Genomic DNA, 23,812 nt, shown 5'->3' on the forward strand with positions numbered 1-23,812 from the left:
ACGATCTATCCGCATTCGAACTTATCGGCCGAGATCAGCGTCACACTCAGACAACCGATGTGACTTCTGAGACTGGTGAGGTTCGAGTGGCATTAGGTCGTACATTCCTCGCAGTGGTCGTGATGGCGGCTGTCGCGATCAGCGCCGATGGGGCCGCGGCGACGGTGGAGCCCCGCGCGGTCGCATCCCGCGCGGTCGCGCAGACCGCTCCCATGGCCGTCCCGGCGGCCGTCCCCGCGTCCGCCCCCGCGTCCGTGAGCGAGGCCGAGGACGAGCCCGTGTGCGTCCGGATCAAGGGGGCGGAGGCGTGCGTGGGGCCGGACGGGAGCGATCGGCCGGGCATCACGATCGAGGACACGGCACGTGACAAGCTCCATCCGGCCGTCGAGTACTACCTGAACGGCTACCTCGGCACCAAGTACGTCATCCACAATCTGGGCCGCGAGGGCGACGTACGCGGCAGCCGCGAGATCGGGAAGATGGTGACCTTCCGGGCGGCGATCTACGAGGGGAATCACCAGGTCCGATACGGCCGGTGGAAGACCGTGCGAAATATCGCCAAATATCCGGTCAAGCGAGAGACGCGGGTCACCCCGGCCGCCGCCCGTGCCCGGGCCAAGGTCTGCACCACGATCCGAGGCGCCCTGACCTGCTTCGCCGAGCGGAACACGTACATCTTCGCCTGCGACACGCAGGCCGACAAGTATCAGGCCCGGGCCGAGTACTTCGTGGGCGGCGACCCGACCGCGCGCTTCGAGATCCACCAGCTGGCCGGGGTCAACACCTGTGGAAAGGCCGAGCACGGCGATCTGGCCATCAGCATGTATCGCACCGCGGTCTTCAACGACAAGCGCCGGGTCGCCGACCAGCTCTACCGGTACAACTGACGCTACCGGCGGGCGAAGGGCGCGATGATCCCGCGTACCTCCTGTGCGGCGCCCCAGCCGCCGTCGTCGTGGGCGATGTCGCTCAGCAGCTCCCGCAGGTGGAACACCCGCATGCGGTCCTGCCAGCCGTCGGCCAGGGGCGCCGCCTCGGCGTACGCGGCGAAGAAACGTTCGGAGGCCGGCGGGCGTGGCGAACACCAGAGCATGCTCAGGTCGGCCTCGGCCCAGCTGTAGGAGACGGCGGGGTCGATGAGGGCGGGGCCGCCCGCCGGGTCGGTGAGGATGTTCTCGCGCCACAGGTCGCCGTGCGTCAGCACCGGCCGCTGGGGTGGCAGCAGGTCGGGCAGCGCGGCGCAGAGCCGTTCGAGCGATCGGCGCTCCTCGGCGTCGAAGGCGGCCTCCACCAGCGGCTCCGGCAGCCAGCGCAGGATGCGGTGCTGAGCGAAGAAGGTGTGCCCGTCCTCCTCCCAGGTGTTGTGCTGGCGCAGGCGCCCGAGCCAGCCGTCCCGGTGCCAGCCGAACCGCTCGCCGGTGACGGCGTGCACGGTGGCGACCGTACGGGCCAGATCCTCCCAGAACCGCTCGTCCTCGTCCGCGCGCGGGCAGAACGGCTCCAGGACGAGCAGGTCGGGTGTCACCGCCAGCACGCCGGGGGTCGTGGCACCGGCCTCGCGCAACACGCGCAGCCCTTCGGCTTCGATCTCGAAGAGGTCGGCGCCGGCGTCGTGCAGTGTCTTCGCGAACACCCGGGAGCCGTCCCGCAGGGTCGCCATGCCTGCCGTGGCCACCACCCCGCCCGGGGCCGGGTCGGCGGACACGGCGTCGAATCCGGCTGCGCGCAGCCGGGCCAGCAGCGGATCCATCAGCTCGGCCTCCGGTAGACGAGCAGATACCGCCAGAAGAGCAGCCTGCGGATGGTGGCCCCGGGCAGCAGGATGGCGGCTTCCCGCCGGATGTCCGCCAACGACATCTCGGGGGGCTTGACCGGCGCCTGCGTGCTCTCCGCTCGCTCCCGAGGCTCCGTGGCGGCGACGGCGATCCGCGCGGCCGCGTTGGCCGGGACAGCGGCCAGGCTCCACGCGTAATCCACGGCCGATCGCTCCGGGTAGCAGCCCAGGATGGCCAGCACGCCTCCGGGCGCGAGCGCGTCACGCAGCCCGGCCACGGTGCCGAAGGGCACATGATGGATGCTCGCCAGGCACGAGATGTAGTCGTAGCGCCTCTCGGGCAGCTCCATCCGGGTGATGTCGGCGTGGTGGAAACGCGGGCCCCCGCCCTCGGCTTCGGCGGCCTCGATCACCTCCGCCGCCGGGTCCACGGCGTCGACCTCGATCCCGAGGCTCGCCAGCCGCCGGGCGAACTTGCCGGTCCCGCAACCGACGTCCAGCGCGGTCCGGCAACCGTTCGGCACGTGGCGCAGGAGCGTGCGGTGGTAGTGATCATTGTGATGGAAAGGCATAGTGCCCTTTCGTCCGGTCAGGCCTCCGGCCGTGATCATAACCACGGCCGGAGGCATCCGGACAGGCGACGAAGCTGCGGCGGACGTCTACTTGACGTGCGTCAGCCGTCGCAGCAGCGCCTCGGCCGGTCCCCTGCGTCCGCCCGGCGCCAGCAGCGCGGCGAGCACCACGGTGGCGAGCCAGGTGAGCACGGCGATCCCGGAGGCCGCCGCATCGCCGACCCGCGTGCTGAGGCCTCCGGCGTACGGGGCGAACACGGCGACGAAGACCACCGATTGCAGCAGGTAGCAGGTCAGCGACCACTGCCCGCACGCGGCCAGGGCGGTCACCACCGGGGACCGCCGCGCGGCCAGTCCGACGATCGCCGCGTACGCGAGGCCGCCGGCGATGCCGGTCACGCTGTGCAGCGCGTACGCGGCCACGGAGATCGCCGTCGAAGGCGCCCAGACCTGCGTGTCGACCAGCATCAACGGCGCCCCGCCGGCAACCGACACGCCCACGCCGATGACGGCGATCCGGGAGAGCAACGCCCGGTGCATGTCCGGCTCGTCCAGCAACCGCCGGCGCGCCGCCCAGATCCCGAACAGGAAGGCCGGCACGACGCTGACCGCGAAGTACGTGGGCGTCATCCCGGCCCAGCCGATCATCCGCATCACCATCGCCGCGACGGGATCGGCCATCGCGGCCGGCGTGTCCTCTTTGGGCGCGGAGACGGTGAGGAACCCGAACCCGACGAGCACCACGACGTGCAGAACGAGCCCGACCCCGGCGGCCCGCAACACGGCCCGGTCACTACGCCGGACGAACCCGATGAGCAGGAGCCCCACCAGCCCGTACGCACCCAGGATGTCCCCGAAGAACAGCAGCAGCGCATGACAGAACCCGAACGCCAGCAACCACAGGCTCCGGCGCCGTAACACCCGCCGCGCCTGCGCCCAGCTCCTGCCCGCGGCGAGCTGCCGGTTCGCCAGGTGGACCAGGCCGTAGCCGAACAGGGCGGCGAACATCGGCAGCGCGCGCCCGTCCACCAACAGGATCTGGACCCCGGCGACCAGCCGGTCCACCGGACCGCCGTCGAGCGCGTAACCGCGGAAGCCGGTCTGGTGACCGGACAGGTACATGTGCGCGTGCGCCACCGCGATGAGCAGCAGCATCAGGCCGCGTGCGAGGTCTGGGGCGAGAGACCGCTGATCGAGCGGCACAGCACCCCGAGGCGGGGCGGATGGGGCGATGGACATGGTTCATCCCTCGAGGATTAGATACACAGAATGTAGCTTACGGGCCCCACGGTAAGCTACAGCCGTGTATCTGAGCAAGCGGGGTCGCGGATGAGCGAGCACAACGCCCGGAGCCGCCGCCGCGGCGAAGAGCTGATCAACGCCATCCACACCGCGGTGCTCGAAGAGGTGGCCGAGGTCGGGGTCGCGCGGCTGACCATGGAGGGGATCGGCAAGCGGGCGGCGACGCCCCGCACCACGCTGTACCGCCGCTGGTCCGACCCGATCGAGGTGCTCCTGGACGCGCTCTACCACATGCACCCGGTCGAAGAGCCCACCCCGGGAGCCGACGACCTGCGTGGCGACCTGGTCCGCGCCCTCCGGCTCATGGTCGATTGGGCGCTCACCCCGGCAGGGCGCGCGGTCGCGTCCATCCTCACCGACCCCAAGGGCTCGCCACGCGTGCACGAGGCGCTCTTCGAGCGGGTCTTCGCCAACCGGGGCGGTACGTTCACCAGCACCGTGCTCCGCCACTACGCCGAACGCGGCCATTTCCCCGCCGAACTGCTGACGCCGGTCGTGGCCGACATCGGCGAGGCCCTCGTCACCAAGCGGCTGATCGACACGGGGGCACCGCCGAGCGACGCCGACCTGAAGGCCATCGTCGACCAGGCCATCCTGCCCGCCGTCGGCCTCCGTCCGGCATGAGCGACCTCGACGTCTTCGCGATCCGGGGCAGGACCCGCTTCATCGCTTCGGCCTCGTCGAATGCGCCCGGCACCGGTGACGGTTCCGGCCCTCCTGAAAGTTTCACTCCTGGTTGACGAGCCCGGCGGGGGCCCTCAGGATCATGGTGCCTCCTGGTCAGGAGGGGGCGTCGAGTGGTGACCGCTATCCATGGCGAGGAGCGCCGATGCCGAAGGCCCTGTTACGAACCGCGTCCGCGATCGTGTTGTCGCTGACCGTCATGTCCGCCCCCGCGGCCGCCGAGATCGACCCTGTCGCGGTGACCGTCAACGCCCGCGCCGCCCTTGCCACCGTTCCAGAGACTGGCATCGGTACGAACCATGCGATTTGGGACACGAACCTGGGCACCAATGAGACCGCCGACCTGCTCAAGGACATGGGTGCGAAGGTGCTGCGCTATCCCGGCGGCTCGTACTCCGACATTTACCATTGGGCCGACCACACCGCCCCCGGCGGATATGTCGCCCCTAACACCGACTTCGACACCTTCATGAGCGGCGTGCGCCGCACCGGCGCCCAGCCGATGGTGACCGCCAACTACGGCACGGGGACCGCCGAGGAGGCCGCGGCCTGGGTACGCCACGCCAACGTCACCAAGGGCTACGGCATCAAATACTGGGAGATCGGCAACGAGAACTACGGCAACGGCCACTACGGCTCCGCCTGGGAGGCGGACAATCATGCCGACAAGAGCCCGGCCGAGTACGCCCGCCACGTCGTCTCCTACGCCGACGCCATGAAGGCGGTCGACCCGACCATCAAGATCGGCGCCGTGCTGACCACCTCGGCCAACTGGCCCGACGCCATCGTGGCCGAAGGGGACGCCGGAACCTGGAACAAGGTCGTCCTGTCCATGGCCGGCCCGAAGATCGACTTCGTCATCCTGCACTGGTATCCGGGCGCCCTGGACAAGACGGGCCAGGTACCCGACATGATCCAGCTCACCCGCGAGCAGATCGCCAAGTACGCCGGACCCGGATCCGAGCGGATCGGCATCGCGATGACCGAGTTCAACACCGGCAGCAGCAGCGCCGGCACGACCACCCAGCCCGGTGCGCTGGCCGCCGCCGACGCGTACGCGTCGCTGCTGGCGAACGGCGTGTTCACGGTCGACTGGTGGAACGTGCACAACGGCATCGGCCCTGTCACCCAGGTCGAAGGGCACACCGACTACGGCGACTTCGGCCTGCTGTCGAGCGGCACGTGCACCTCCGACGGCACGGTCTGCGAGCCGGCGCTGAACACCCCCTTCGCGCCGTACTACGCGCTCCAGATGATGAGCAAGTTCGCCCGCCCCGGGGACCAGTTCGTCCGCGCCGCGACCGACCAGCCGAAGGTCACCGCCCACGCCGCCCGCCGGCCCAACGGCGACCTGGCGGTCATGCTGATCAACACGTCGTCCGACACGTCGTACCCGATCGCGCTCGACTACTCCGGCTTCCGCCCGGCGTCGGGTCCGGCCACCGTACTGACCCACACCAACGGCGCCACGAGCATCACCACCTCGACCGCGGAAAGCCCGACGCTGCCCCCGCTCTCCCTCACCACCCTCGTCCTGCGCCCGGCCGCCACCCAGACCGGCCTCCCGGCCGCGCCAGGCCAGCCGGCCGCCTCGAACATCACGGACAAGGCCGCCACGATCTCCTGGCCGGCCGCCTCCCCCGGCGCCCGCCCGATCGCCAAGTACGAGATCCACCGCCAGAACGGCGCCATCACCGAACAACTCGGCGAGACCACCGGCACGTCGTTCACCGTGAACAACCTCAGGCCGGGCACCCGCTACACGGTCAACGTGATCGCCCGCGACAGCGGCGGCGGCCTCTCCTGGTCCTCACCACCTCTGACCTTCACCACGGGCACCCCCGCCGCCAGCTCCTGCACCGTGAAACTCACCAACCAGACCGACTGGGCCAGCGGCTACGTCGGCGCCATCGAGATCACCAACAACGGCGCGCCGATCAACGGCTGGACACTCAACTTCACCTGGCCCAGGTCGTGGCAGAGTCTCGGCAGCGGCTGGAGCGCCGTCTGGACCCAGACCGGGTCGGACGTCAAGGCCGTCAACGAGGCCGGCAACGGCGCACTCGCCACGGGCGCGTCCACCACGATCGGTTTCGTCGGCAACTACAGCGGCCCGAACGTCCTGCCGTCCGTCTTCACCCTCAACGGAACCGTCTGCGGAACCCAGTGACGGTCACTCCACGACACTGACCGAACCCGACCGGGAGCGCCTCCTCAGGGCTCCCGGTCCCTAAGGGCTCTCGGTCGGCGCCCTAGAGGATCACGCGGCCGACGAGCTTTCCACCGGCCGCGGGCACGGCCAGGCAGTACACCGTTCGGCGCTTCGGCCAGTCCTCCTCGCTCGGAACGAGCCCGGCGACCTTCACCTCGTCCTTCCTTTCCGGCACGTACCGCATCCTGGGCCCGCACCCGCTCTGGGTGACCCGCCCCAACTCCTTCATCCCTGGCCAGGGACCGTCGGGAACGACGTACGTGGTGGCGAACTCCGCCGCGTGCGGCACCGTGCACGGCACCACCGTCACCGCGAAGTCCTCGGGAAAGGGCTCGATGCAGTCGCCCGGCCGCAACTCCATGGCGTCATACTGCTCCGCGGCGGGGTGTACCGATCGGACGGGAGCGGCAGGAGCCTCGGCGCACCCCAGAACGGCGCCGACCAGGCACGCGGACGCGAGTGAGTGACGGATCACGAGCCCGGATCATGACATCCGGAGATCACACGACAGTCGCGATCAGGCGGATTTCCGGGCTGCACCCCGATCCCCTGGTGGGGCTTGCCGTCGCGCGTTCAGAGCAGCCGTCTCTGCACGACCCCGCCCCGGTCCTCAGCGCGCTCAGTGCGGTAATCGCTGGTCCGGGAGAAAGAACTCACCCGGGCCCGAGACGCGCTCTCGGTCGAACGTCGCCGGCGGTCCATGGTCGAGATCGACAAGGAGTACGAGCTCGAAGGGCCGCATGGCAGGGGTTGCCTGCTGGATCTGTTCGAGGGCCGACGTTCAACCACGACTTCCACGTCACCCTCGACGAATCCGTCACACCATTCGAGTAACAACTACCGGACCAAGGAGGAGTGGGCCAGGACGGACTTCCCGATGGGACGGCGACGCAGCGCCCCCAGGATCTCCTGGGGCGCTGTGTCGTGCTCCTGGATGCGCAGCGGCATCGTGTTGTCAGTGCGGACTCACATGGGACATTCTGGTGGCCAGGGGGCAGCGTCAGACGGGCAGCCTCCGCTTTCGCGGTGTGGCACCCACTCACGAAATTCGCGCCAGACCCCACTTTTCGACGTCGTTGACGAGCCCAGGCTGCGGCATACCGGCGACATACCAACAGTAAACCGACTCAACGTAGCGTAGTACGCGCCAATCTTGCGGCATCGGCGGCCGGTGTACATGCACCGCTCGTCTCTGGCCGGTTACGGCTGCGCCGTCCGTTAGGTGCTCGGAACGCTTGGAGGCGGATGGATGTTCTCGTTGCTGGGGCCGTTGCGGGTGGTGGACTCCGCGAGAGAGATCCCTGTTCAGGCTGCCAAGCAGCGGGCCATCTTGGCCATGCTTCTGCTGAGCTCGAATCGGGTGGTCACCTCCGACCTTCTCACTTCGGAATTGTGGGCAGCCGGTCCACCGGCCACGGCGAAGACGAGCCTGCAGACATACGTCTACCGCCTACGGCGGGCGATCGCCCCGCTCGCCGCGCGAGGCGTCGAGCTCCAAACCCAAGGCTCCGGATACCTGTTGGCCGTGCCGGACGGCGTCGTCGACCTCTGGGCATTCGAGAGACTGACCACCGCCGGCGCCGAAGCCCTGAGCACGGGAGACCCCTGCGGAGCAGCCGGGTTCCTGCGAGATGCGCTCAGGATGTGGCGCGGGCCGTTGCTGGCCGATGTGGATGTCGAGGTCGTCCGCCAGGAACGCCGCCGAATGGAAGAGATCCGCCTGAACGCCTATGAGATGTGCCTCGAGGCGGAGCTGCGGCTCGGACTCAACATCCACGTCGTCCCCGAACTGGAGCAATTCATCGCCGCCCAGCCGTTCAGGGAGACCTTGTGGGCCCAGTTGATGCGAGCCCTGCACGCCGGAGGCCGTCGCATGGAAGCCCTCGCCGCGTATCGGAGGCTTTACCGGGTCCTCGACCAGGAGCTCGGCATTCAGCCGAACGCCGAAGTGCAGCGGCTTTACCAGGACATCCTTCACGGACACCCTGGCAGCCTGATCCTCTCGGGCGGCCGGCGTCAGAGCTGATCAGCTGTTCGAGCGAATGCATTTGCCGCAACCGCGTGACGGTCGGCCGTTCCGGCTGCTGCCGTCTCAGGTCTGGACGGCGCAGGGGCCGGGCATTCCTCCGTTGCGCCGTCCGGCCCCTGGGTGGTCGCTACGCGGCTAGCAACACCGGCGACCGAGAATACTCCGCACCCCGTAGGTGCTTCCCGGCCCCCAGTTGCACGCGTACTTCGTCTGCTCTGACCTGCTCTTGCAGCCGGGGTTGTAATAGCACCGCCCCCACCAATAGCCCCCAATGGGCCTGTTGTAGCACTTGACGACGGCACCGGCAGAGTCCTCGGGAAGGACCCTGGACACGACACGGTCCGCGAGACTGGTTAGGATCTTCACGCTCTAAATCCATTTCTTCGTTGCGGCCTCAGTCTGAGTCCACGGCTTGACTTATTGTGATCATTTCTGATTAGTGCGAAGTGGCCCTTGGATCGGGCGGATGGAAGCGTCAAGAATTCCCATCCTCCCAGCTCAAAGGGCGCCTCGCTTGCCTATCGGACCCTGGCTCCCATGTTCATGTCGTGGATCCAGGCATAGGGCCAGGCGCCTGCAAACACACCTGCGCGCACGTCTCCAGGTGCTCCAACAGCCCAGTCGGCAATCAGATGTAGCAGCAATAATTTGTATTCCGCCACGGCTGTGTATGGGACACGCAGACAGTTCTCCACTGCCTCCTGACCTTGTAATTCATGAGTCCGGGGTTACAGGCGTACGGACCGCAGCGATATTGCGTGTAGCACTCGTCCGCCGCAGCGCGGTGTTCTGGAACGACCAGCGCGAGAAGACGATCGCCGATATTTTCGATGAACCGCATCACTTCGTTTGTTCTCTTTCTTTGTTGCCGATTCGATTTCTGTCGCAAAATTCTCTTACTGGCTCGCTCTCCGTTCTGCTGGGGTCTCTGGCAGGGGTTAGCTTTCGAAGGGTGATGGCGTGGACACCGGCGATGGGGAAGTAGCCGAAATCGCGAGAGTCGAAGCTGGCGTCGGTGTTGTCGCCGATCAGGATGAGTTGTCCGTCGGGTACACGGGCATCGGGGACGAGTGGCCGCACCGGTTCGGGGATGGGATCACCGGGTAGCGCGGCTATGCGCTTGATGAGGAAGGGGCCGCCCATCGGCAGTGGGCTGAGCACCACGGCGATATGGCCGCTTCGCAGGGCCGCCGGGGCCACTCGCCGGGCCAGAAGCCGGTCGCCGTCGATCAGGGTGGGGGCCATACTGTTGCCGTCGACACGGATCACGGAATACGTCGTGCGCAGCCGCGAGATCAACAAGGCCGAAGTCGCAATCGCGCAGATCACCACGAGGAGCACCCACATCACAGGGCCACCGCCTCCTCCGGCTCGCGGTACCCGGTCGCCTGGAGGTTGAAGAGCCGTGCGTAGGGGCCGCGGGCGGCCATGAGGGCGTGGTGCTTTCCGGCTTCCCGGATGGTGCCGTTCTCCAGAACGATGATGAGGTCGGCGTCGCGCACGGTGTTGAGCCGGTGGGAGATGAGCAAGCTGGTGGCGCCGTGGCGGCGGCGTCGGGTCCGAGCGTGCACGTCGGCCTCGGCCTCCGGGTCCAGCCCGGCGGAGGGCTCGTCGAGGATCACGAGGTCGCGGTGGCCGCGGAACATCGCGCGGGCCAAGGCCGTGCGCTGCCACTGCCCGCCGCTGAGCACGACACCCGTGTCGGGGTCGTCCTTGTCCTCATCGCTGAAGAACATCCGCGTGAGCAGGGTGTCGTACCCGCGAGGAAGGGAGGAGAGCTTGTCATCGATCCCGGCCTCGTGAGCAGCCCCACGGATTCGGCCTTCGTCCTCACGGGCGGGGACGAATCCGATGGAGACGTTGTCGGCTGCGGACATGTCGTAGGCCATATGGTCCTGGAACACTCCGCTGATGCGGTGCCGCAGATCATCGGGGTGCACGTCACGGATGTCGACGCCATCCCACGTGATGCTTCCGTGTTGCGGGTCGTAGAACCGGCACAGGAGCTTGACGAGGGTGGACTTGCCGGCACCGTTCAGACCGACGATGGCGACCGCCGCGGCGGCCGGGATGAACAGGTTCAGGCCACGCAGGATCCAAGGGTGATCCTCGCTGTAGCGGAACCACACGTTGGTCAGCTGGATACCGTGTTTCAGCCGGGGCAGTGGCACGGGCTCGGCGGGAATGGGGAGGTCGGGTTCGGCCGACGTCACGGCCACGTAATGGCCGAACATGAGCAGATCCTGGTGGAGAGCGGCGATACCGACGATCAGACCGTTGAGGGCGGCCTGCACCGCGCCGATGGCGGCGATCAAAAGGGCCACGTCGCCGACGCTCAACGCACCGGAGCCGGCGGAGACAACGGCCCAGATCAGCCCACCACCCGCCACCAACGCGCCCAGCAGCGTCAGCAGGCCCTCGACGGACAGTTCCTTGATGTCCATCCGGCGGCGTGCGGCGTTGGACGTGCGCAACTCGGTCATCATGCGGCCCCGCAGGAAACGACCGCTGTTGAACAGACGGATCTCCTTTGCCGCCGCGACCGTGGTGAGCAGATCGCCGTAGAACATCTGCCGTCGTTCGGCCGGGCCGATGTCCCACATCATCGCGGCGCGACGATGCGACAGCCGCAACTGCGCCAACAGCGCGGGAACCCCGGTTGCCAGGACGATCCCCGTGAGAACCGGACTGACCATCAGAAGGGAGCCGACCATTCCGGTAAGCGTGATCACCGCGCTCACGATCCCCAGGGATCCGGTGACGACTTCCTGCCCTGTCGACAGGCTGTTCCTCGCCATCCGCAACTGGTCGTGGAAGTTGGGGTCCTCAAACCGTCGCAACCCGGCGAACCGCAGCGTCGCGGAGAACAGCTGTGCGGTGGTCTGGGCGGTGAACAACCTGCCCATCTCGCTGGTGAGGTACTGCATGAGCTGGGGCAGTGCCGACACCAGAACGCCCGCGGCGGCCAGCCCCACCGCGAGGGTAGTCAGCTCGGCCGCCGATCCCTCGCCCGCCAAGGAGTCGACCACCAGTTTGGTCAGCCACGCCACCGCAATCGGCGCGATCGCCTCAGCGAGCATCACCAGGACGTAGACCACCATCAATCCCGGGGCCGCGCGCAGGGCGACCCCCGCGGCGGCCTTCGCCGTTCCGATCATGCGCTGACCGTGGTAGGCAACAAGGGATTGTTGTCGGTTACCCTGCCGTCCGCACCGATCAGGAAGACGGTCGGATAGCCGACGACCTGGAAGGCGCTCTGAATGGCGGCCTGAGGTTCCTCGACCACCACACGTGCCACCTCGGTGAGGCGTTCGACGTCGGCGACGGCCTCCTCCGCGCTGTCGGTGACGACGACGGCGAGCACCGCGGCCGAGGACTGGCGGGCATGGTCGATGAAGCGCGGCATCAGTTCCCTGCAGGGCTGGCAGGACGGAGAGAAGAAGCCGATCAGGGCAGGCCCTCCGAGCAGCTCATCGGAGATCGGCTCGCCATCGGTGGTGGTGGCGGAGAACTCCGGCAACTTCTCCCCGATGGCGAGCCCTTCCGCCATGGGCGGCAAGAACGCCGCTGACGCGGCCTGCTTCCGCAGCCGGCGGATCACTCCCACCGTCAGCAGGAGATTCAGCATGCACAGCACGCCGACCAGGACGACGGCAACGATCAGATACGGCATCACGCACTCCCCGAGACTTCCATGAACAAATCGGCGATATCGTCGAAGACGATCAAGAGGATGGCGCCAACCAGCCCAACCGGCACCGCCAGGGCGAGGCCGACCACGGTTACCGGGCCGCCAGGAAACATCAGCGTCACCCAACCCAGCGCGACAACGAGTAGCAGAACCCCGTTGCGGATCAGATGCACCGGGCCGAGCGGGGTCGCGGACACGCCGAAGCACTGACATGGCTCGCGCCGCCCCCAGCGGAGGGAAACAGCGATCCATATGGAGAACGCGATCAACAACATCCCGCTGGCGGCCAGCCCCGTATGTGGAAGCACGATCAAGGTGGCCGCAGCAACAAGTTCCATGGCCACCGTTGCCATGGCAGCCGGGAACCGGACCGGGCCTGGCAGCAATCGCAGGGTGGCGGCGAACGACTGTAGTGCGGCACGGCTGCGCAGCTTCGAGTACGCGGAGACAACGAAGACCGTGGTGAGCAAGACTTGACTCGCCACCAGAACGTGCGCCATGACCCTAGATGCTCTTTCGGTCCGCTAGCCCGGCACTAGCGCGCCGATAGCGTGGTTGGCGGCACAATTTTTGATCTTCATTGTGGGTGACCATGGGGCCAGATCAGAAAGGCAGCCGACAGCCTGGCTACGCCTGCGCACACCACACCAGAACGTCCTGGATTGAGATCAGGATGACCGCAAGGATCTGCCCATGACAACTTTCACCGTGCGACTTCGTGGTTATAGCCGGCGCCAGGTTGATGAGCTGGCCGAGCGGGTTGAGCGGTCGGTGGCCGGGTCCGGTGAGCTGACCGGTGCGGGGTTGCGCAGGGAGATCGAGGAGCGCGGCCTGGACGTCGTCCTGAAGGGATACGACCTTGAGGAGGTCCACGCAGCCGTGCTGGAGTGGGAGCGGCGGCTGAACGCGCAGGCGTAGGTGGCTGAACGCGCAGGCGTAGGACCTGCCGCGGCATCAGGCGCGGGACTCGCTGAACCAGCGCCCAGCCGAGGGCAGGAGGAGCAGGACGATCACGGCCCAGGTGAGTATGTGAGTGCCGAACACCGCATCCCTGGTCAGGGTCGAGAAGAGGGCCAGGTCGAGGGTGGTGGCGCCGATCACCAGCAGGTGCGCGGCGATGATCGCCCAGCGCAAGTACGTTCGGCGACTCGACCATCGGCTCAGCAGCCACCCAAGAAGGGCAGTGCTTCCTGCGGCGTAGGCCAGGCCAGGCAGGAGGCCCCATTTAAAGGTGGAGAAGAAGCCGGCCAACGTGATCGCCAGGCCCACCAGGCCAAATGCCACTTCGATCGTGATGATGAATTGAGCCGCTTTGAGGCTGGGCGTCATCGGGGGCGCCTGGCTGGGACGAAGGTGTCATCGCCGCCGATATGGACTGGATGGATGGGCAGGACCTCAAGATGGCCACTCGGATGGAACAAATCCTCGTCCACTACCCATTCTCCATCTCGAGCAAAGGTGGCATCGATGACTGTAGCGGTCGAGGTCGGGGTGGCCGAGGGTGCGGGCCGGGGTACTTCGACGGCCAACTGGAGCCTCGTGCGATTGTCCAGCACGACGCCGACCCGGGACGTGGACCCGATGGCGCCCGGCTGCTTGAGGGCGAGGCCGGCGAGCGGCAGGGATCAGTGGATCGACTCGCGAGCCGGCGGCACCGTTGCAGGTCTGAATCCCTTCACGAGCAGCCACAGTGCCAGGGCCATTTCGTTCATGGCCAACGGCAGGATCAGCAGAGTGTGGAACGTTGAGGAGGTGGCGAGCAGACCGAACATGACCAGAACGCCGTCCGCCAGGTAGGGCAGCACAGCGGCGAGAGCCCAGCCTGAGATCAGCCGGGAAACGGCCCGTGATCGGTATAGCAGATAGTTCAGGAGCAGGACGCCCAGGCAGAAGAAGACGACGCTAGTGGAATAGCCCCAAGTGTCGTACGCCTGTGACAACGCTCGCACGCTGCTGAACCGTTCGGGGTCGTGTGCCGACTGCGGTGAGGCCATCGAGAGCAGCAGGAGCGGACCGATGGCGGCCGGAAGCAGCAGAACTACCTCGATACTCCGAGCGACGACGTAGCCGAGAGCGAGCGCCTCGTTGTGTTCCTTGAGAACAGGAAAGAGCATCGGGGGGATCATGGCGATCCGGCGGCCATGACCAGCACCATGAGGGCACCCGCCGCTACCTGGTGATGGATCTTGGCGAGGTCGTGTGGCGCGGAGATGTGGTCCGATGGTCCTAATAGGGCCACGCTGAGTACTCCCGCGGCCGTCGCGATGACGAACAGCATGCCCACGACCCGTGCCGTTGTGCGCTTTTGCATACTTCCGCTACTCCCTCGTCCCACGCCACCGGCCCAGTGACCGGACCCGCAGCCGCCATCTGAGTTGCCACGTGACTTTGGGCCAACGATGCCCTTGCGGAGTGGGCAGGCAGTTGGCCGCCGGTGTGCCCGCGGTGGGGAGGTCGGTGGGGACGTCGGCGGGGACGTCGGAGGCGTCCAGGAACGTCGGCCATGAGTGGTACGTCCCTGTGCCTGCCCTCGGATACTCCGCCTCGTTTCAAGGTCGCCGCGACCAGGCCGAGCGGTACTTCGACGACGCGGCCGGCGTCGACCTCCCCGAGGGCGCGCTCTCCGCCAACAAGGCCATCGAAGCCCGGTCGGCGTTCCGGCGAGGCCATCGGGCGCAGGCCTTCCAACTGCTCCGTTCGTACATCGATGAGCTCATCGAGACTGGCAACGTGATCGCCGCCAGCGTGGTCTCCATCGAGTTCATCAACATGATGGCCGCGATCGACCGTCTCCCGGAGGCGGTGTACGTGATCGATTATCTGGAGGCGATCAACGACTTCGGCGCCCTGGCCACCCGCACCCTGGTCGCAGAAGCCGCACACAAGGTGGCCGCCCGGTCCAGCACGGACCGGGCCGGAGCATCAGGGGACCGTCTCGACGACCGTCAAGCCCTTGCCTACATGCGCGACGTCCTCGGACGTCTCGCCTAACGTGCGGTTGCTCGACGTTTTCGGCGGACGCCGTGCTCCAGCAGATCGGCGTCGGTGGGATGGTCGATATCGGCCTCGACCACCGTGGTGTCGATGCGCAGCTTGCGGCCGCGCAGCGGCTACCTCCGGCGCGATGACATCAAGGTCATTCTCCCGGCACCACCATCACCACCGCAGGCATTCCCCCGGTCAGCAGAGATCATGTGACCGCTTTTCAGGGGCAAGGAGCTAGGCGAAGCACTGAACTTACATGATCACGCCACACCGGGGAAGCGTGTCAGGGGGCTCCTGGAACGCTTCCTCATGTTCCCTAGTAGAGCCACTTCTCGCTATGGCGGTGCCTCGTAGGCTCCGGCTCCTCACCCCGCAGCAGGATCAGGCGAACGCGCTGCCGAGCTTTCCGTTCAGCGATGTTCGTGTCTCTGCCGATGCCCTCATAGGACCCGCCCGCGTCATGCCTGTAGCGACGGCCGTCCTGCTTCTGTACTCGCAGCGGCATCGTGTTGTCCGTCCGGCTCACAGAAGGGATTCTGCAGCCTCTCACAGGTGACTTCCATGACTACTCTCGTCAGAGCAATAAAAAGCCCCGGAGCGGCCTTCGCTTCGGGCATCTTGGCCGTTCAGGACTGACGGTCAGGGTCGAAATCAGCCTGTTGGTAGGCCGCGACCAGGATGTTTGGGCCGCCTGCGGTGCCTTCCGTGTTGGCCTGGTGGCTGACGTTGCCGTCGACATTCAGCGGGGCACCGCCTGAGCACGGACGCCTGGAAGATCATCGAATGCTGCCGAGGCGTCCATCGTGATCACCGTTCTCGCGGTGGCCGCGGCCGTCGCCGCAATCAGGAGATCGTACGCGCCACGAGATTTACCTTCTCGTCGAACATGCGCCACAAGACGAGCGTGAACCCTGGCGACGTCTGTCGTGTACTCCTCGACTGGAATCAACGCCAGAACTTCATCCACGAAGGCCTGCCGATTGGGCCGGCGAGCCGCATCGGCCATTTCCACACCGACGAGCAGCTGCGCCACAGTGATCGCCGCGATCGCCACATCGTCGGCATCTTCGATCACCGCGTCCACGGACGCCTTGCCCCGCTCCGCCGCGATGAGCACACCCGTGTCCAGGATCAGGCGTCGGGCCACGTGCCCCTCGTCTCGTCCTCGATCGCCTCGCGGGCCGCCGCCACATCAGCCTCGAAATCCGCGTCCAGCGTCCCCGCGCTTCTGGCCAGAAACGCCTTGACCATACGTCCTGGTGCGGTGGGCGCGGGGCCGATCACGGCGATTTGCTTCCCGCCACGAGTCACCACAATGGTCTCCCCGCGCTCCGCCTCGTCCAGGACGGTGGCGAAGCTCCGAGACGCTTCCGTGGCAGTCATCACCTTCATGCAATCAGATTATCTGATGAGGTCGGCTCCTGCGCGGTGAGTCGAAGCGTGCCCTTGCTCTCAAGAAACTCACTGACTTCGGCCCAGAAGAGATCAAGCGGTCACATGGCGATGCACAGGCGCGACGGCCGTAGTGATCTGCCAGCCGTTCATCCGGTGCTCACCCGCCTGCAGATGACCGTCCGCTTCCCATATTGCCGCCAGCGGGCATAAGACACCCCGGAGCGATGATCGCTCTTGGATTGAGACCCCGGTCAGGCACAGGTGGACGGTGCCACAGATTCGCCGACGCGTGTGGACATTGCTGTCAGCACTGCTGTCACCCCAGCCATGGCCACCTGTACGTAACCCGGCGCTCATGCCGCCGGCATATCGGAATGATTGTCCGGGCGGGGACATGCATCTCGGTTCCACGGTGATCAAATAACAATAGGGTCACTCATCATCATCAGCGACCTGCTGTTTTCACGGAATGTAATCATCGCCCGGCAGGGCTCCGTGATCGGCGCCAAAGCGGATCTCCGCAGCGGAGAGCGCTTGCCTGGAGCCTTTAGAGCGTATGTTCGGATCTGAAGGAAGGTCACTTTGCGCTCATTTGACTGATAGGTCAGGCCGTGGCGTCATTGCGGGGTGGCTCAGCTTGGAGATCTTGAGCGGATCGGGAAGCGGCGAAGGAGGCGTGGATCATCGTGTCAGCCGCAGGCCAGCTGCGATCAGGACGACACGAGTGCCTTCCGTACTTCGACGGTGACGTCCGGGAGGTCTACGACGCCGCGGGCAAGCTGTGGACCGGCTCGGTCCTGTAGCCGCAATTTCGTTCCCCCCAAAGTGGAGTTCATGTGCGCCCATTACCTCCAGAGCTGGCTCGTGCCGGCACCTCGTTGATCACCCGCTTGATCGCTCTCAGTAGTGCCTTGGCCATCGCCGCCGGCCTGACCGTCGCCGTCGCCCCCGCGGTGTCGGCCGCCGACTCCATGACATACCTCGACGGGATGACAAAGGCCCGCGATGTGGCCGCAGGCGGTGGCCAGGTCTTCGTCTCCGGGGATGACCAGATCATCGTCACCGACTCCCGCGGCACCATCACCGACACGATCACCGACCTCCCCGGCGCGTCCGGCCTCGCGATGACGCCGGACAGCACGCGCATGTTCGTGGCGCTGAGCGGCGCACAACAGGTGATTGAGCTCGACACGGACTCCCTCACCGTCATCCGGCGGATAGACGTGGCTCCGCACCCGTGTCCGTCGAACCTGGCGTTGTCCGGTGATCGGCTGTGGGTCGGCTACGGCTGCGGCAACACATTCAACGGCGGCGTTTTCGGCCTCGATCTGTCGGCTGCCGCACCGGAGCCGGCGCCGGTTGTGGGCAACATCTACAACGCCCCGCTCGTCGACGCCGCCGGAGGCACCCTCGTCGTCGGCGAGACCGGCCTCAGCGCGTGCGACCTCATGGTGTACGACGTGAGCGGCACGACTGCCGTCCAGCGAGGCATCGTCAACGGCTTCGAGCATTCCTTGGTCATGTACGACCTGGCGATCACCTCGGACGGCTCGATGGTCATCCTGAACAATCTTGACGGATGGGACACCACCAGCCTGACCAAGACGCTTTCCTTCGAAGGCGGTGCCGGCTCCGTCGCGATCAGCCCGGACGGCGCTCACCTGGCAGCCACGGGGACGACCGGCAACGACATCACCACGTACGACATGGGGACGACGACGCGGACCTACCGGGTCTTCGCCTCCTACGCCAGCCCGGTCATCGGTACGCTCGCCTTCTCGGGCACCGACGTCTTCACCGTGCTGGAGGAGACGACGTCCCAACGGCGACTGCGCCTGTGGCGGGCGGAAGGCGCCGCACTTCCGGGATCCACGCTGAAGCTGACGGCTCCGTCCACAGGCACCGCCCTCGTTCCGGTCACCGCGACCGGCACGCTCACGCTGCCAGACGGCTCGGCTCCCGGACCGCAACCACTCGTGGTGGCCCGGAAACTTCCCGACGGCACCAGTACGACGATTCCGGGCGTGACAACCTCCGCGGACGGCGCGTTCACCTTCACCGACGCCCCGCCGATCTCTGGGGCGGTCACGTACGAGGTGCTCTGGGACGGAAACGCGGACTTCCGATGGAGCCGGACCTCCGCGACCGTCACCGTGGCCAGGCACCCATCCACAATCACCTTGTCCGGACCCACGACGGGGGTGGTCGGCAAACAACTTTCGTTCAGCGGCGGCCTGGACGCAGGCGATCAAACTCCTCCATCGGGCGCCCTGCTCGTGGTGTACCGGGCCGTCTCTGGCGGAAACCTGCAGTTGGTGGGAACGGTGAACACGAACAGCGACGGATCGTTCGGCTTCGTCGACACCCCCACTGTGGGCGGTGAGCACATGTATGAGGTCCGGTGGGACGGCACGAACGTCTTCATGTACACACGCGGCACACACAACGTCACGGTCCGAGGGCGTCCGTGATCCTTTGAGGCAAGGAGATCCCTGACTCCATGGAAAGCGCTGCCCTGGGCGAAATGTATGAGCCGGGGCAGCGTTCAGACGCGCCGGAGTGTAGGGACGTTGTTGTCAACGCTGCTGTCACGCCAGGAGAAGTCAGCCGGCGCCGAGTCCCGGCGAGCGAGGGCCTCGGCGCCGAACGCGCCGGCCACGGTCCGGCACGTGGGCGATCTGCTTCCGGTGCAGCGCTTCGCCCGTATGTCATCCACCGTCGCCCCGCGCACGGCCTGGCCGGGGGCAGTTGTGACAACTATGTGACCGTCTCACCCGTACGCTGGCGTCCCGGATCGGAGGCGGGCGCGGGGGACGGGAGAGAGACGGATGAGGGTCCTGGTGGTGGAGGATCACGCCCGGCTCGCCGATTCGGTGGCGCGGGTTCTGCGGCGCGAGGGCATGGCGGTCGACGTGGCGTATGACGGGACGGCGGCGCTCGACCGCACCGTCGAGGTCGACTACGACGTGGTGGTCCTCGACCGGGATCTGCCGGGTGTGCCCGGCGACGAGGTGTGCCGCCGGCTGATGCGGGAGCCGCGGCGCACCCGGGTGCTCATGCTGACCGCGGCCGCCACCATCGCCGACCGGGTGCGGGGCCTCACCATCGGCGCGGACGACTACCTGCCGAAGCCGTTCGCCTATCCCGAGCTGGTGGCCCGCATCCGGGCGCTCGGCCGGCGCTCCCAGCCCGCCGTGCCGCCCGTGCTGGTGCACGGTGACCTGGTGCTCGACCCGGCCCAGCGGGTCGCCACCCGGGCCGGGACGCGGCTGGCACTCAATCCCAAGGAACTGGCCGTCCTCGAATACCTGCTCACCGCGCAGGGCCGGGTCGTCTCCGCCGAGGAACTCCTGGAACGGGTGTGGGACGAGGCCACCGACCCGTTCACGACGACGGTGAAGGCGACCATGAACCGCCTCCGGTCGAAGCTCGGTGAGCCGGCCGTCATTGAGACCGTTCCCCGGGCCGGCTATCGAATCTGAACGGGGCGGGATCCTCATGGGCCTGAAGTCCAAGATCGCCGGTATGCGGGTCCGGCTGCGGCTTACCCTCCTGTACGGCGTGCTCTTCCTGCTCTCCGGCGCCGTTCTGCTGGCCATCACCTATCTTCTGGTCGCACACAGCGGGCCGAACGTCGCGATGTCCACGACCAGCACGACACCGTCCGGTGGGCGGAGCGTCAGCATCTACCTGGGGGAGAGCCTGCCGGCGGGAGTCCAGCTGCCCGAAGCGGAGCGGCGCATCGCCGAGGCGGTCAGGGAACAGGCCCGCCGGCAGCAGGCGGAGATGATGCATCAGCTGCTCGTGCAGTCGGGCGTGGCGCTCGCCATCATGTCGGTGCTCGCGGCCGTGCTCGGCTGGCTGGTGGCCGGGCGGGTGCTGCGGCCGCTGCAGACCATGACACATAGCATCCAGCGCATCTCGGCGCGAAATGTGTACGAGCGGCTCGCCGTCACCGGGCCGCGCGACGAGCTCAAGAATCTCGCGGACACCGTCGACGGGCTGCTCGGCCGGTTGGAGGCGGCACTCGACTCGCACAAGCGGTTCGTCGCCAACGCCGCACACGAGTTGCGTACGCCGTTGACGCTGGAGCACGCCCTGCTGGAGGAAGCCGTCATCGACCCGGACGCGACGGCGGACTCGTTCCGGGAGCAGTTCGAGCAATTGATGGCCGTCAGTGAGCAGCAGGCCCGGCTCCTCGAATCGCTGCTCGTCCTGGCGACCAGCGAACGCGGCCTGGACCGCCTGGAGAGCGTTGAGCTGTCCGAGCTGACCCGTGACGTGCTGCGGGCCGCCGACCCGGAGGCGCGACGACAAGACCTGGCCGTCGCAGCGGAGGTCCGGCCCGCCCGAGTCACCGGCGACCCCGCCCTCATCGAGCGACTGGTGGCCAACCTGGTCGACAACGCGATGAGTCACAACGTCCCGGACGGGCGGGTGGAGGTGGCGACGGGCACCGAGGGCGCGCGCTCCTTCCTGTCGGTGACCAACACCGGGCCGCCCGTCCCGCCGGAGATGGTGGACCAGCTTCTCAGCCCGTTCCAGCGGCTCAACCGGACGGCCGACGACGGTCATCACGGCCTCGGGCTGTCCATCGTCCAGTCGATCGCCGCTGCCCACTCGGCGGACCTGACCGTGCGTGCCCGGCCGGAGGGCGGCCTCGCGATCAGGGTGCTTTTCCCGGCTGTAGAAACCGAGTAAGAGCGGTTAAGCATTTTCTGTGCCCGTCGTGTGACCGGTCGAAGCGTAGAACATAACGCATGTCCACGAATACGAATAAGCCGTCGGCGAAGAAGACGGCGATGCGACAAACTCTTTCCGCGGTTGCTTTGCTGCTTGCCGTCGGAACGGCGGGTTGCGCCCGTCATCATGACCCAACGGTGGCGACCGCCGGCTCCGGCGAGCCCAAGGCCGGCGCCAGCGCGGCGGCGGGAAACGACCAAACCTCGGCGCTGAAATTCTCGCAGTGCATGCGCGATCAGGGCCTCACGTGGTTCCCCGACCCCGATGCCGAGGGCAATCTAGGGGTGCACGCCCCCGACGGCGTCGACCAGAGCAAGGTTGATAAAGCGGAGGAGGCGTGCAAGGCGTACTCCCCCTGGAGGGGCCGGCAAGGCCAGCAGATCAGCGCAGAGGATCTCAATAAGCTGCGGAAGGTGTCGCAGTGCATGCGGGACCACGGATTCGCGAAGTATCCCGACCCCGACGCGAATGGCTCCATCAAAATCGACTCCGAAGCCGGTTTCAAGCCCGACGACCCGGCCTTCCAGAAGGCGCGGCAGGAGTGCGATAAGTACATGCCGGCTCCGCAGGGCAAGGGAAACTCTTGATGGGTGCACGACGCACCACGGGCGTGGTCGCCGGCGTGCTCTCGGCCGGTGCCGTGGCCGCCGCGATCACGGTCTTCAACCTACCGGTGGCGGAGGAAAGCCCCAGCTCCGCCAATAGCACGCCGGTGTCCACTGTCGAGATCGCCAAGCTGACGCTGGTGGACCGGGAGAACCACGACGGCACGCTCGGCCACGGCGACACCACGTCGATCTCGTCGCGCGGCGACGGCACCGTGACCCGGCTGCCCGCGGAGGGCGCGACGGTCACCCGCGGCAAGGCGATCTACCACCTCGACAACAAGCCGGTCACTCTGCTCTACGGCTCGCTCCCCGCCTATCGCACGCTCTCGACGGGCGTCAAGGGCGCCGACGTCAAGCAGTTCGAGCAGAACCTCCGGGCGCTCGGCTACCGCGGCTTCACTGTCGACAGCACCTACAGCTGGGCGACCGCCTCTGCGGTCAAACACTGGCAGGACGACCTCGGTCTGACCGAGATCGGCGCGGTGGATCCCAGCCAGATCGTGTACGCCGCCGGCGCGGTGCGCGTTGACTCGCTGAGTACGCAGGTGGGGACCGTGGTCGGGCCCGGCGCCACCGTGGCGAAGGTCACCGGCACCTCTCCGCTGGCCACGGTCAGACTGGATACGAGCTCGGGGCGGCTCGCCAAGAAGGGCGCCACGGTGCAGGTCACGCTTCCCAACGGGAAGATCGCCCCAGGCAAGATCATCAAGGTCGCCACGGTCGTGAGCCAGGGCGAGAACGGCGAAGCGGACACCACCAGGATCCAGGTGACGATCCGCTTCACCTCGGCGGTCAAGAGCATGGGCGCGGCTGCCGTCACCGTCGCTTTCACCGCCGGCGAGCGGCCGAACGTGCTGGCCGTTCCGGTGGCTGCGCTGCTCGCGCTCGCGGAGGGCGGATACGGGGTGCAGATCGTCGACGGAAGCACCACGCGAATCGTGGCGGTGGAGACCGGGCTCTTCGCCGACGGCAAGGTGGAGATCACCGGAAACGGGCTGCAGGCCGGCATGAAGGTGGCGGTGCCGTCGTGAATCCCCCCGAAACCGTCGCGAATCCCCTCGAAACCGTCGTGAATCCCCCCGAAACCGTCGCGAATCCCCTCGAAACCGTCGCGAATCCCCTCGAAACCGTCGTGACCGCCCCGGACACCCTCGTCGGCCACCCGGTGATCGAGCTCGCCGGTGTCACCAAGACCTACCCCGGCGGGGTCACCGCGCTGCGCTCGGTCGACCTGGTCGTCGACTACGGCGAGTTGCTGGCGATCGTCGGGCCGTCGGGCTCGGGCAAGTCCACGATGCTGAACCTGGTCGGCACGCTGGACCGGCCGTCGCAGGGCACCGTGCGAATCGACGGGCACGACGTGGCGTCGCTGTCCGACCGGCAGCTCTCCGCGCTGCGCGCCAGGCGTATCGGCTTCGTCTTCCAACAGTTCCACCTCGCACCGGGGCGGGACGCGCTGGGCAACGTCGCCGACGGCCTGCTCTACACCGGCGTCGGCAAGCGGGAACGCGAGCAGCGCGCCGAGGCCGCGCTGGTGCGGGTCGGCCTGGGCGAGCGGCTCACCCACCGCCCGTACCAGCTCTCCGGCGGCGAGCGCCAGCGGGTGGCCATCGCCCGCGCGGTCGCTGGCGACCCGCCGCTACTGCTCGCGGACGAGCCGACCGGCAACCTCGACTCGGTCTCCGGCGCCGGGGTGATGGATCTGCTGCGCGAGCTTAACGAGGCGGGCACGACGATCCTGGTCATCACGCATGACCGCGAAATCGCGGACAGCCTGCCGCGGCAGGTGCCGATGCGCGACGGGCAGGTGATCTGAG

General features: G+C 67.2%; 25 protein-coding genes and 1 pseudogene. 13 read left to right on the forward strand and 13 right to left on the reverse strand.

Annotated features, from left to right (window positions below; translation table 11 throughout):
- The first annotated feature begins 113 nt into the window (after nucleotides 1–113).
- A complete protein-coding gene (locus tag ETD86_RS11745; RefSeq protein WP_138666167.1) occupies nucleotides 114–887 on the forward strand; it encodes a hypothetical protein in 774 nt (257 codons plus the stop codon).
- A gap of 2 nt (nucleotides 888–889) precedes the next feature.
- Here the strand turns inward: ETD86_RS11745 and ETD86_RS11750 are convergent, their stop codons facing one another.
- The 3 genes from ETD86_RS11750 to ETD86_RS11760 all read right to left on the reverse strand — a co-directional run bounded on the left by ETD86_RS11750 (nucleotide 890) and on the right by ETD86_RS11760 (nucleotide 3,585).
- Nucleotides 890–1,750: a fructosamine kinase family protein gene (locus tag ETD86_RS11750; protein ID WP_138666168.1), complete on the reverse strand. Its 861-nt coding sequence runs from the start codon at nucleotides 1,748–1,750 to the stop codon at nucleotides 890–892.
- Entirely contained in the window at nucleotides 1,750–2,346 is a 597-nt protein-coding gene (locus tag ETD86_RS11755) for a class I SAM-dependent methyltransferase (protein WP_138666169.1), read from the reverse strand. Before ETD86_RS11755 ends, ETD86_RS11750 begins: the two co-directional genes overlap by 1 nt.
- An 87-nt stretch (nucleotides 2,347–2,433) precedes the next feature.
- Complete coding sequence (locus tag ETD86_RS11760) at nucleotides 2,434–3,585, reverse strand: DUF418 domain-containing protein (RefSeq protein WP_138666170.1); 1,152 nt, start codon at nucleotides 3,583–3,585, stop codon at nucleotides 2,434–2,436.
- Nucleotides 3,586–3,675: 90 nt separating this feature from the next.
- On the opposite strand from ETD86_RS11760, the gene ETD86_RS11765 reads away from it, so the two are divergent.
- Both ETD86_RS11765 and ETD86_RS11770 read left to right on the forward strand, forming a co-directional pair.
- Complete coding sequence (locus tag ETD86_RS11765; protein WP_138666171.1) at nucleotides 3,676–4,272, forward strand: TetR/AcrR family transcriptional regulator; 597 nt, start codon at nucleotides 3,676–3,678, stop codon at nucleotides 4,270–4,272.
- Between the two features lie 205 nt (nucleotides 4,273–4,477).
- The gene (locus ETD86_RS11770) at nucleotides 4,478–6,502 is read left to right on the forward strand and encodes a cellulose binding domain-containing protein (RefSeq protein WP_138666172.1); all 2,025 of its coding nucleotides are present in this window, start codon (nucleotides 4,478–4,480) and stop codon (nucleotides 6,500–6,502) included.
- Between the two features lie 82 nt (nucleotides 6,503–6,584).
- Here ETD86_RS11770 and ETD86_RS11775 read toward each other — a convergent pair whose 3' ends face one another.
- Nucleotides 6,585–7,019 (reverse strand): hypothetical protein, encoded by a 435-nt coding sequence (locus ETD86_RS11775; protein ID WP_138666173.1) that lies wholly within the window; start codon nucleotides 7,017–7,019, stop codon nucleotides 6,585–6,587.
- Nucleotides 7,020–7,178: 159 nt separating this feature from the next.
- On the opposite strand from ETD86_RS11775, the pseudogene ETD86_RS60030 reads away from it, so the two are divergent.
- Nucleotides 7,179–7,313, forward strand: a pseudogene (locus ETD86_RS60030) (DUF899 family protein); the annotation flags it as partial.
- 507 nt (nucleotides 7,314–7,820) lie between these two features.
- Entirely contained in the window at nucleotides 7,821–8,570 is a 750-nt protein-coding gene (locus ETD86_RS11785; RefSeq protein WP_246147862.1) for an AfsR/SARP family transcriptional regulator, read from the forward strand.
- Nucleotides 8,571–9,413: 843 nt separating this feature from the next.
- Here ETD86_RS11785 and ETD86_RS11790 read toward each other — a convergent pair.
- From ETD86_RS11790 to ETD86_RS11805, 4 genes are read right to left on the reverse strand one after another with little or no spacing between them, the layout of a single operon-like run.
- Nucleotides 9,414–9,920 (reverse strand): S26 family signal peptidase, encoded by a 507-nt coding sequence (locus ETD86_RS11790; protein WP_246147863.1) that lies wholly within the window; start codon nucleotides 9,918–9,920, stop codon nucleotides 9,414–9,416.
- Entirely contained in the window at nucleotides 9,920–11,731 is a 1,812-nt protein-coding gene (locus ETD86_RS11795; RefSeq protein WP_138666176.1) for an ABC transporter ATP-binding protein, read from the reverse strand. Before ETD86_RS11795 ends, ETD86_RS11790 begins: the two co-directional genes overlap by 1 nt.
- A complete protein-coding gene (locus ETD86_RS11800; RefSeq protein WP_138666177.1) occupies nucleotides 11,728–12,246 on the reverse strand; it encodes a TlpA family protein disulfide reductase in 519 nt (172 codons plus the stop codon). The genes ETD86_RS11795 and ETD86_RS11800 overlap by 4 nt, the downstream gene beginning before the upstream one ends.
- Nucleotides 12,246–12,764, reverse strand: coding sequence for a MauE/DoxX family redox-associated membrane protein (locus tag ETD86_RS11805; RefSeq protein WP_138666178.1), 519 nt, complete (start codon nucleotides 12,762–12,764; stop codon nucleotides 12,246–12,248). Before ETD86_RS11805 ends, ETD86_RS11800 begins: the two co-directional genes overlap by 1 nt.
- Before the next feature lie 193 nt (nucleotides 12,765–12,957).
- Here ETD86_RS11805 and ETD86_RS11810 point away from each other — a divergent pair, with 193 nt between their 5' ends.
- Entirely contained in the window at nucleotides 12,958–13,182 is a 225-nt protein-coding gene (locus ETD86_RS11810; protein WP_138666179.1) for a hypothetical protein, read from the forward strand.
- A 36-nt stretch (nucleotides 13,183–13,218) separates the two neighbouring features.
- Here the strand turns inward: ETD86_RS11810 and ETD86_RS11815 are convergent, their stop codons facing one another.
- The 3 genes from ETD86_RS11815 to ETD86_RS11825 form a co-directional block, all read right to left on the reverse strand.
- Nucleotides 13,219–13,593 carry a hypothetical protein gene (locus ETD86_RS11815; RefSeq protein WP_138666180.1) on the reverse strand — a complete coding sequence of 125 codons (375 nt, stop codon included), beginning with the start codon at nucleotides 13,591–13,593 and terminating at the stop codon, nucleotides 13,219–13,221.
- 296 nt (nucleotides 13,594–13,889) lie between these two features.
- The gene (locus tag ETD86_RS11820; protein WP_170223025.1) at nucleotides 13,890–14,378 is read right to left on the reverse strand and encodes a DUF4386 domain-containing protein; all 489 of its coding nucleotides are present in this window, start codon (nucleotides 14,376–14,378) and stop codon (nucleotides 13,890–13,892) included.
- An 8-nt stretch (nucleotides 14,379–14,386) separates the two neighbouring features.
- Nucleotides 14,387–14,575: a hypothetical protein gene (locus ETD86_RS11825; protein WP_138666182.1), complete on the reverse strand. Its 189-nt coding sequence runs from the start codon at nucleotides 14,573–14,575 to the stop codon at nucleotides 14,387–14,389.
- Between the two features lie 101 nt (nucleotides 14,576–14,676).
- On the opposite strand from ETD86_RS11825, the gene ETD86_RS11830 reads away from it, so the two are divergent.
- Nucleotides 14,677–15,255: a hypothetical protein gene (locus tag ETD86_RS11830; protein WP_138666183.1), complete on the forward strand. Its 579-nt coding sequence runs from the start codon at nucleotides 14,677–14,679 to the stop codon at nucleotides 15,253–15,255.
- A gap of 733 nt (nucleotides 15,256–15,988) precedes the next feature.
- Here ETD86_RS11830 and ETD86_RS11835 read toward each other — a convergent pair.
- On the reverse strand, nucleotides 15,989–16,396 hold the full coding sequence (locus ETD86_RS11835; protein ID WP_138666184.1) for a PIN domain-containing protein: 408 nt from the start codon (nucleotides 16,394–16,396) through the stop codon (nucleotides 15,989–15,991).
- Nucleotides 16,381–16,641: a type II toxin-antitoxin system Phd/YefM family antitoxin gene (locus tag ETD86_RS11840; RefSeq protein WP_138666185.1), complete on the reverse strand. Its 261-nt coding sequence runs from the start codon at nucleotides 16,639–16,641 to the stop codon at nucleotides 16,381–16,383. Before ETD86_RS11840 ends, ETD86_RS11835 begins: the two co-directional genes overlap by 16 nt.
- Before the next feature lie 893 nt (nucleotides 16,642–17,534).
- On the opposite strand from ETD86_RS11840, the gene ETD86_RS11845 reads away from it, so the two are divergent.
- The 6 genes from ETD86_RS11845 to ETD86_RS11870 all read left to right on the forward strand — a co-directional run bounded on the left by ETD86_RS11845 (nucleotide 17,535) and on the right by ETD86_RS11870 (nucleotide 23,811).
- Nucleotides 17,535–19,115: a YncE family protein gene (locus ETD86_RS11845; protein WP_211369985.1), complete on the forward strand. Its 1,581-nt coding sequence runs from the start codon at nucleotides 17,535–17,537 to the stop codon at nucleotides 19,113–19,115.
- 357 nt (nucleotides 19,116–19,472) lie between these two features.
- A complete protein-coding gene (locus tag ETD86_RS11850; RefSeq protein ID WP_138666187.1) occupies nucleotides 19,473–20,126 on the forward strand; it encodes a response regulator transcription factor in 654 nt (217 codons plus the stop codon).
- Nucleotides 20,127–20,142: 16 nt separating this feature from the next.
- Nucleotides 20,143–21,345: a sensor histidine kinase gene (locus ETD86_RS11855; protein WP_211369986.1), complete on the forward strand. Its 1,203-nt coding sequence runs from the start codon at nucleotides 20,143–20,145 to the stop codon at nucleotides 21,343–21,345.
- Between the two features lie 59 nt (nucleotides 21,346–21,404).
- Nucleotides 21,405–21,974 (forward strand): hypothetical protein, encoded by a 570-nt coding sequence (locus ETD86_RS11860; protein ID WP_138666188.1) that lies wholly within the window; start codon nucleotides 21,405–21,407, stop codon nucleotides 21,972–21,974.
- Nucleotides 21,974–23,026, forward strand: coding sequence for a peptidoglycan-binding protein (locus ETD86_RS11865; protein WP_138666189.1), 1,053 nt, complete (start codon nucleotides 21,974–21,976; stop codon nucleotides 23,024–23,026). The genes ETD86_RS11860 and ETD86_RS11865 overlap by 1 nt, the downstream gene beginning before the upstream one ends.
- Nucleotides 23,023–23,811: an ABC transporter ATP-binding protein gene (locus ETD86_RS11870; RefSeq protein WP_425465626.1), complete on the forward strand. Its 789-nt coding sequence runs from the start codon at nucleotides 23,023–23,025 to the stop codon at nucleotides 23,809–23,811. Before ETD86_RS11865 ends, ETD86_RS11870 begins: the two co-directional genes overlap by 4 nt.
- Nucleotide 23,812 lies beyond the last annotated feature (1 nt).

The sequence above is a fragment of the Nonomuraea turkmeniaca genome, from assembly GCF_005889735.1.
GTDB classification, from domain to species: domain Bacteria; phylum Actinomycetota; class Actinomycetes; order Streptosporangiales; family Streptosporangiaceae; genus Nonomuraea; species Nonomuraea turkmeniaca.

Coding starts and splice junctions, on each gene's coding strand:
- ETD86_RS11750 (WP_138666168.1), bottom strand. CDS start 1,750: ATGGATCCGCTGCTGGCCCGGCTGCGCGCAGCCGGATTCGACGCCGTG.
- ETD86_RS11755 (WP_138666169.1), bottom strand. CDS start 2,346: ATGCCTTTCCATCACAATGATCACTACCACCGCACGCTCCTGCGCCAC.
- ETD86_RS11760 (WP_138666170.1), bottom strand. CDS start 3,585: ATGTCCATCGCCCCATCCGCCCCGCCTCGGGGTGCTGTGCCGCTCGAT.
- ETD86_RS11765 (WP_138666171.1), top strand. CDS start 3,676: ATGAGCGAGCACAACGCCCGGAGCCGCCGCCGCGGCGAAGAGCTGATC.
- ETD86_RS11770 (WP_138666172.1), top strand. CDS start 4,478: ATGCCGAAGGCCCTGTTACGAACCGCGTCCGCGATCGTGTTGTCGCTG.
- ETD86_RS11790 (WP_246147863.1), bottom strand. CDS start 9,920: ATGTGGGTGCTCCTCGTGGTGATCTGCGCGATTGCGACTTCGGCCTTG.
- ETD86_RS11795 (WP_138666176.1), bottom strand. CDS start 11,731: ATGATCGGAACGGCGAAGGCCGCCGCGGGGGTCGCCCTGCGCGCGGCC.
- ETD86_RS11800 (WP_138666177.1), bottom strand. CDS start 12,246: ATGCCGTATCTGATCGTTGCCGTCGTCCTGGTCGGCGTGCTGTGCATG.
- ETD86_RS11805 (WP_138666178.1), bottom strand. CDS start 12,764: ATGGCGCACGTTCTGGTGGCGAGTCAAGTCTTGCTCACCACGGTCTTC.
- ETD86_RS11810 (WP_138666179.1), top strand. CDS start 12,958: ATGACAACTTTCACCGTGCGACTTCGTGGTTATAGCCGGCGCCAGGTT.
- ETD86_RS11815 (WP_138666180.1), bottom strand. CDS start 13,593: ATGACGCCCAGCCTCAAAGCGGCTCAATTCATCATCACGATCGAAGTG.
- ETD86_RS11820 (WP_170223025.1), bottom strand. CDS start 14,378: ATGCTCTTTCCTGTTCTCAAGGAACACAACGAGGCGCTCGCTCTCGGC.
- ETD86_RS11825 (WP_138666182.1), bottom strand. CDS start 14,575: ATGCAAAAGCGCACAACGGCACGGGTCGTGGGCATGCTGTTCGTCATC.
- ETD86_RS11840 (WP_138666185.1), bottom strand. CDS start 16,641: ATGAAGGTGATGACTGCCACGGAAGCGTCTCGGAGCTTCGCCACCGTC.
- ETD86_RS11850 (WP_138666187.1), top strand. CDS start 19,473: ATGAGGGTCCTGGTGGTGGAGGATCACGCCCGGCTCGCCGATTCGGTG.
- ETD86_RS11855 (WP_211369986.1), top strand. CDS start 20,143: ATGGGCCTGAAGTCCAAGATCGCCGGTATGCGGGTCCGGCTGCGGCTT.
- ETD86_RS11860 (WP_138666188.1), top strand. CDS start 21,405: ATGTCCACGAATACGAATAAGCCGTCGGCGAAGAAGACGGCGATGCGA.
- ETD86_RS11865 (WP_138666189.1), top strand. CDS start 21,974: ATGGGTGCACGACGCACCACGGGCGTGGTCGCCGGCGTGCTCTCGGCC.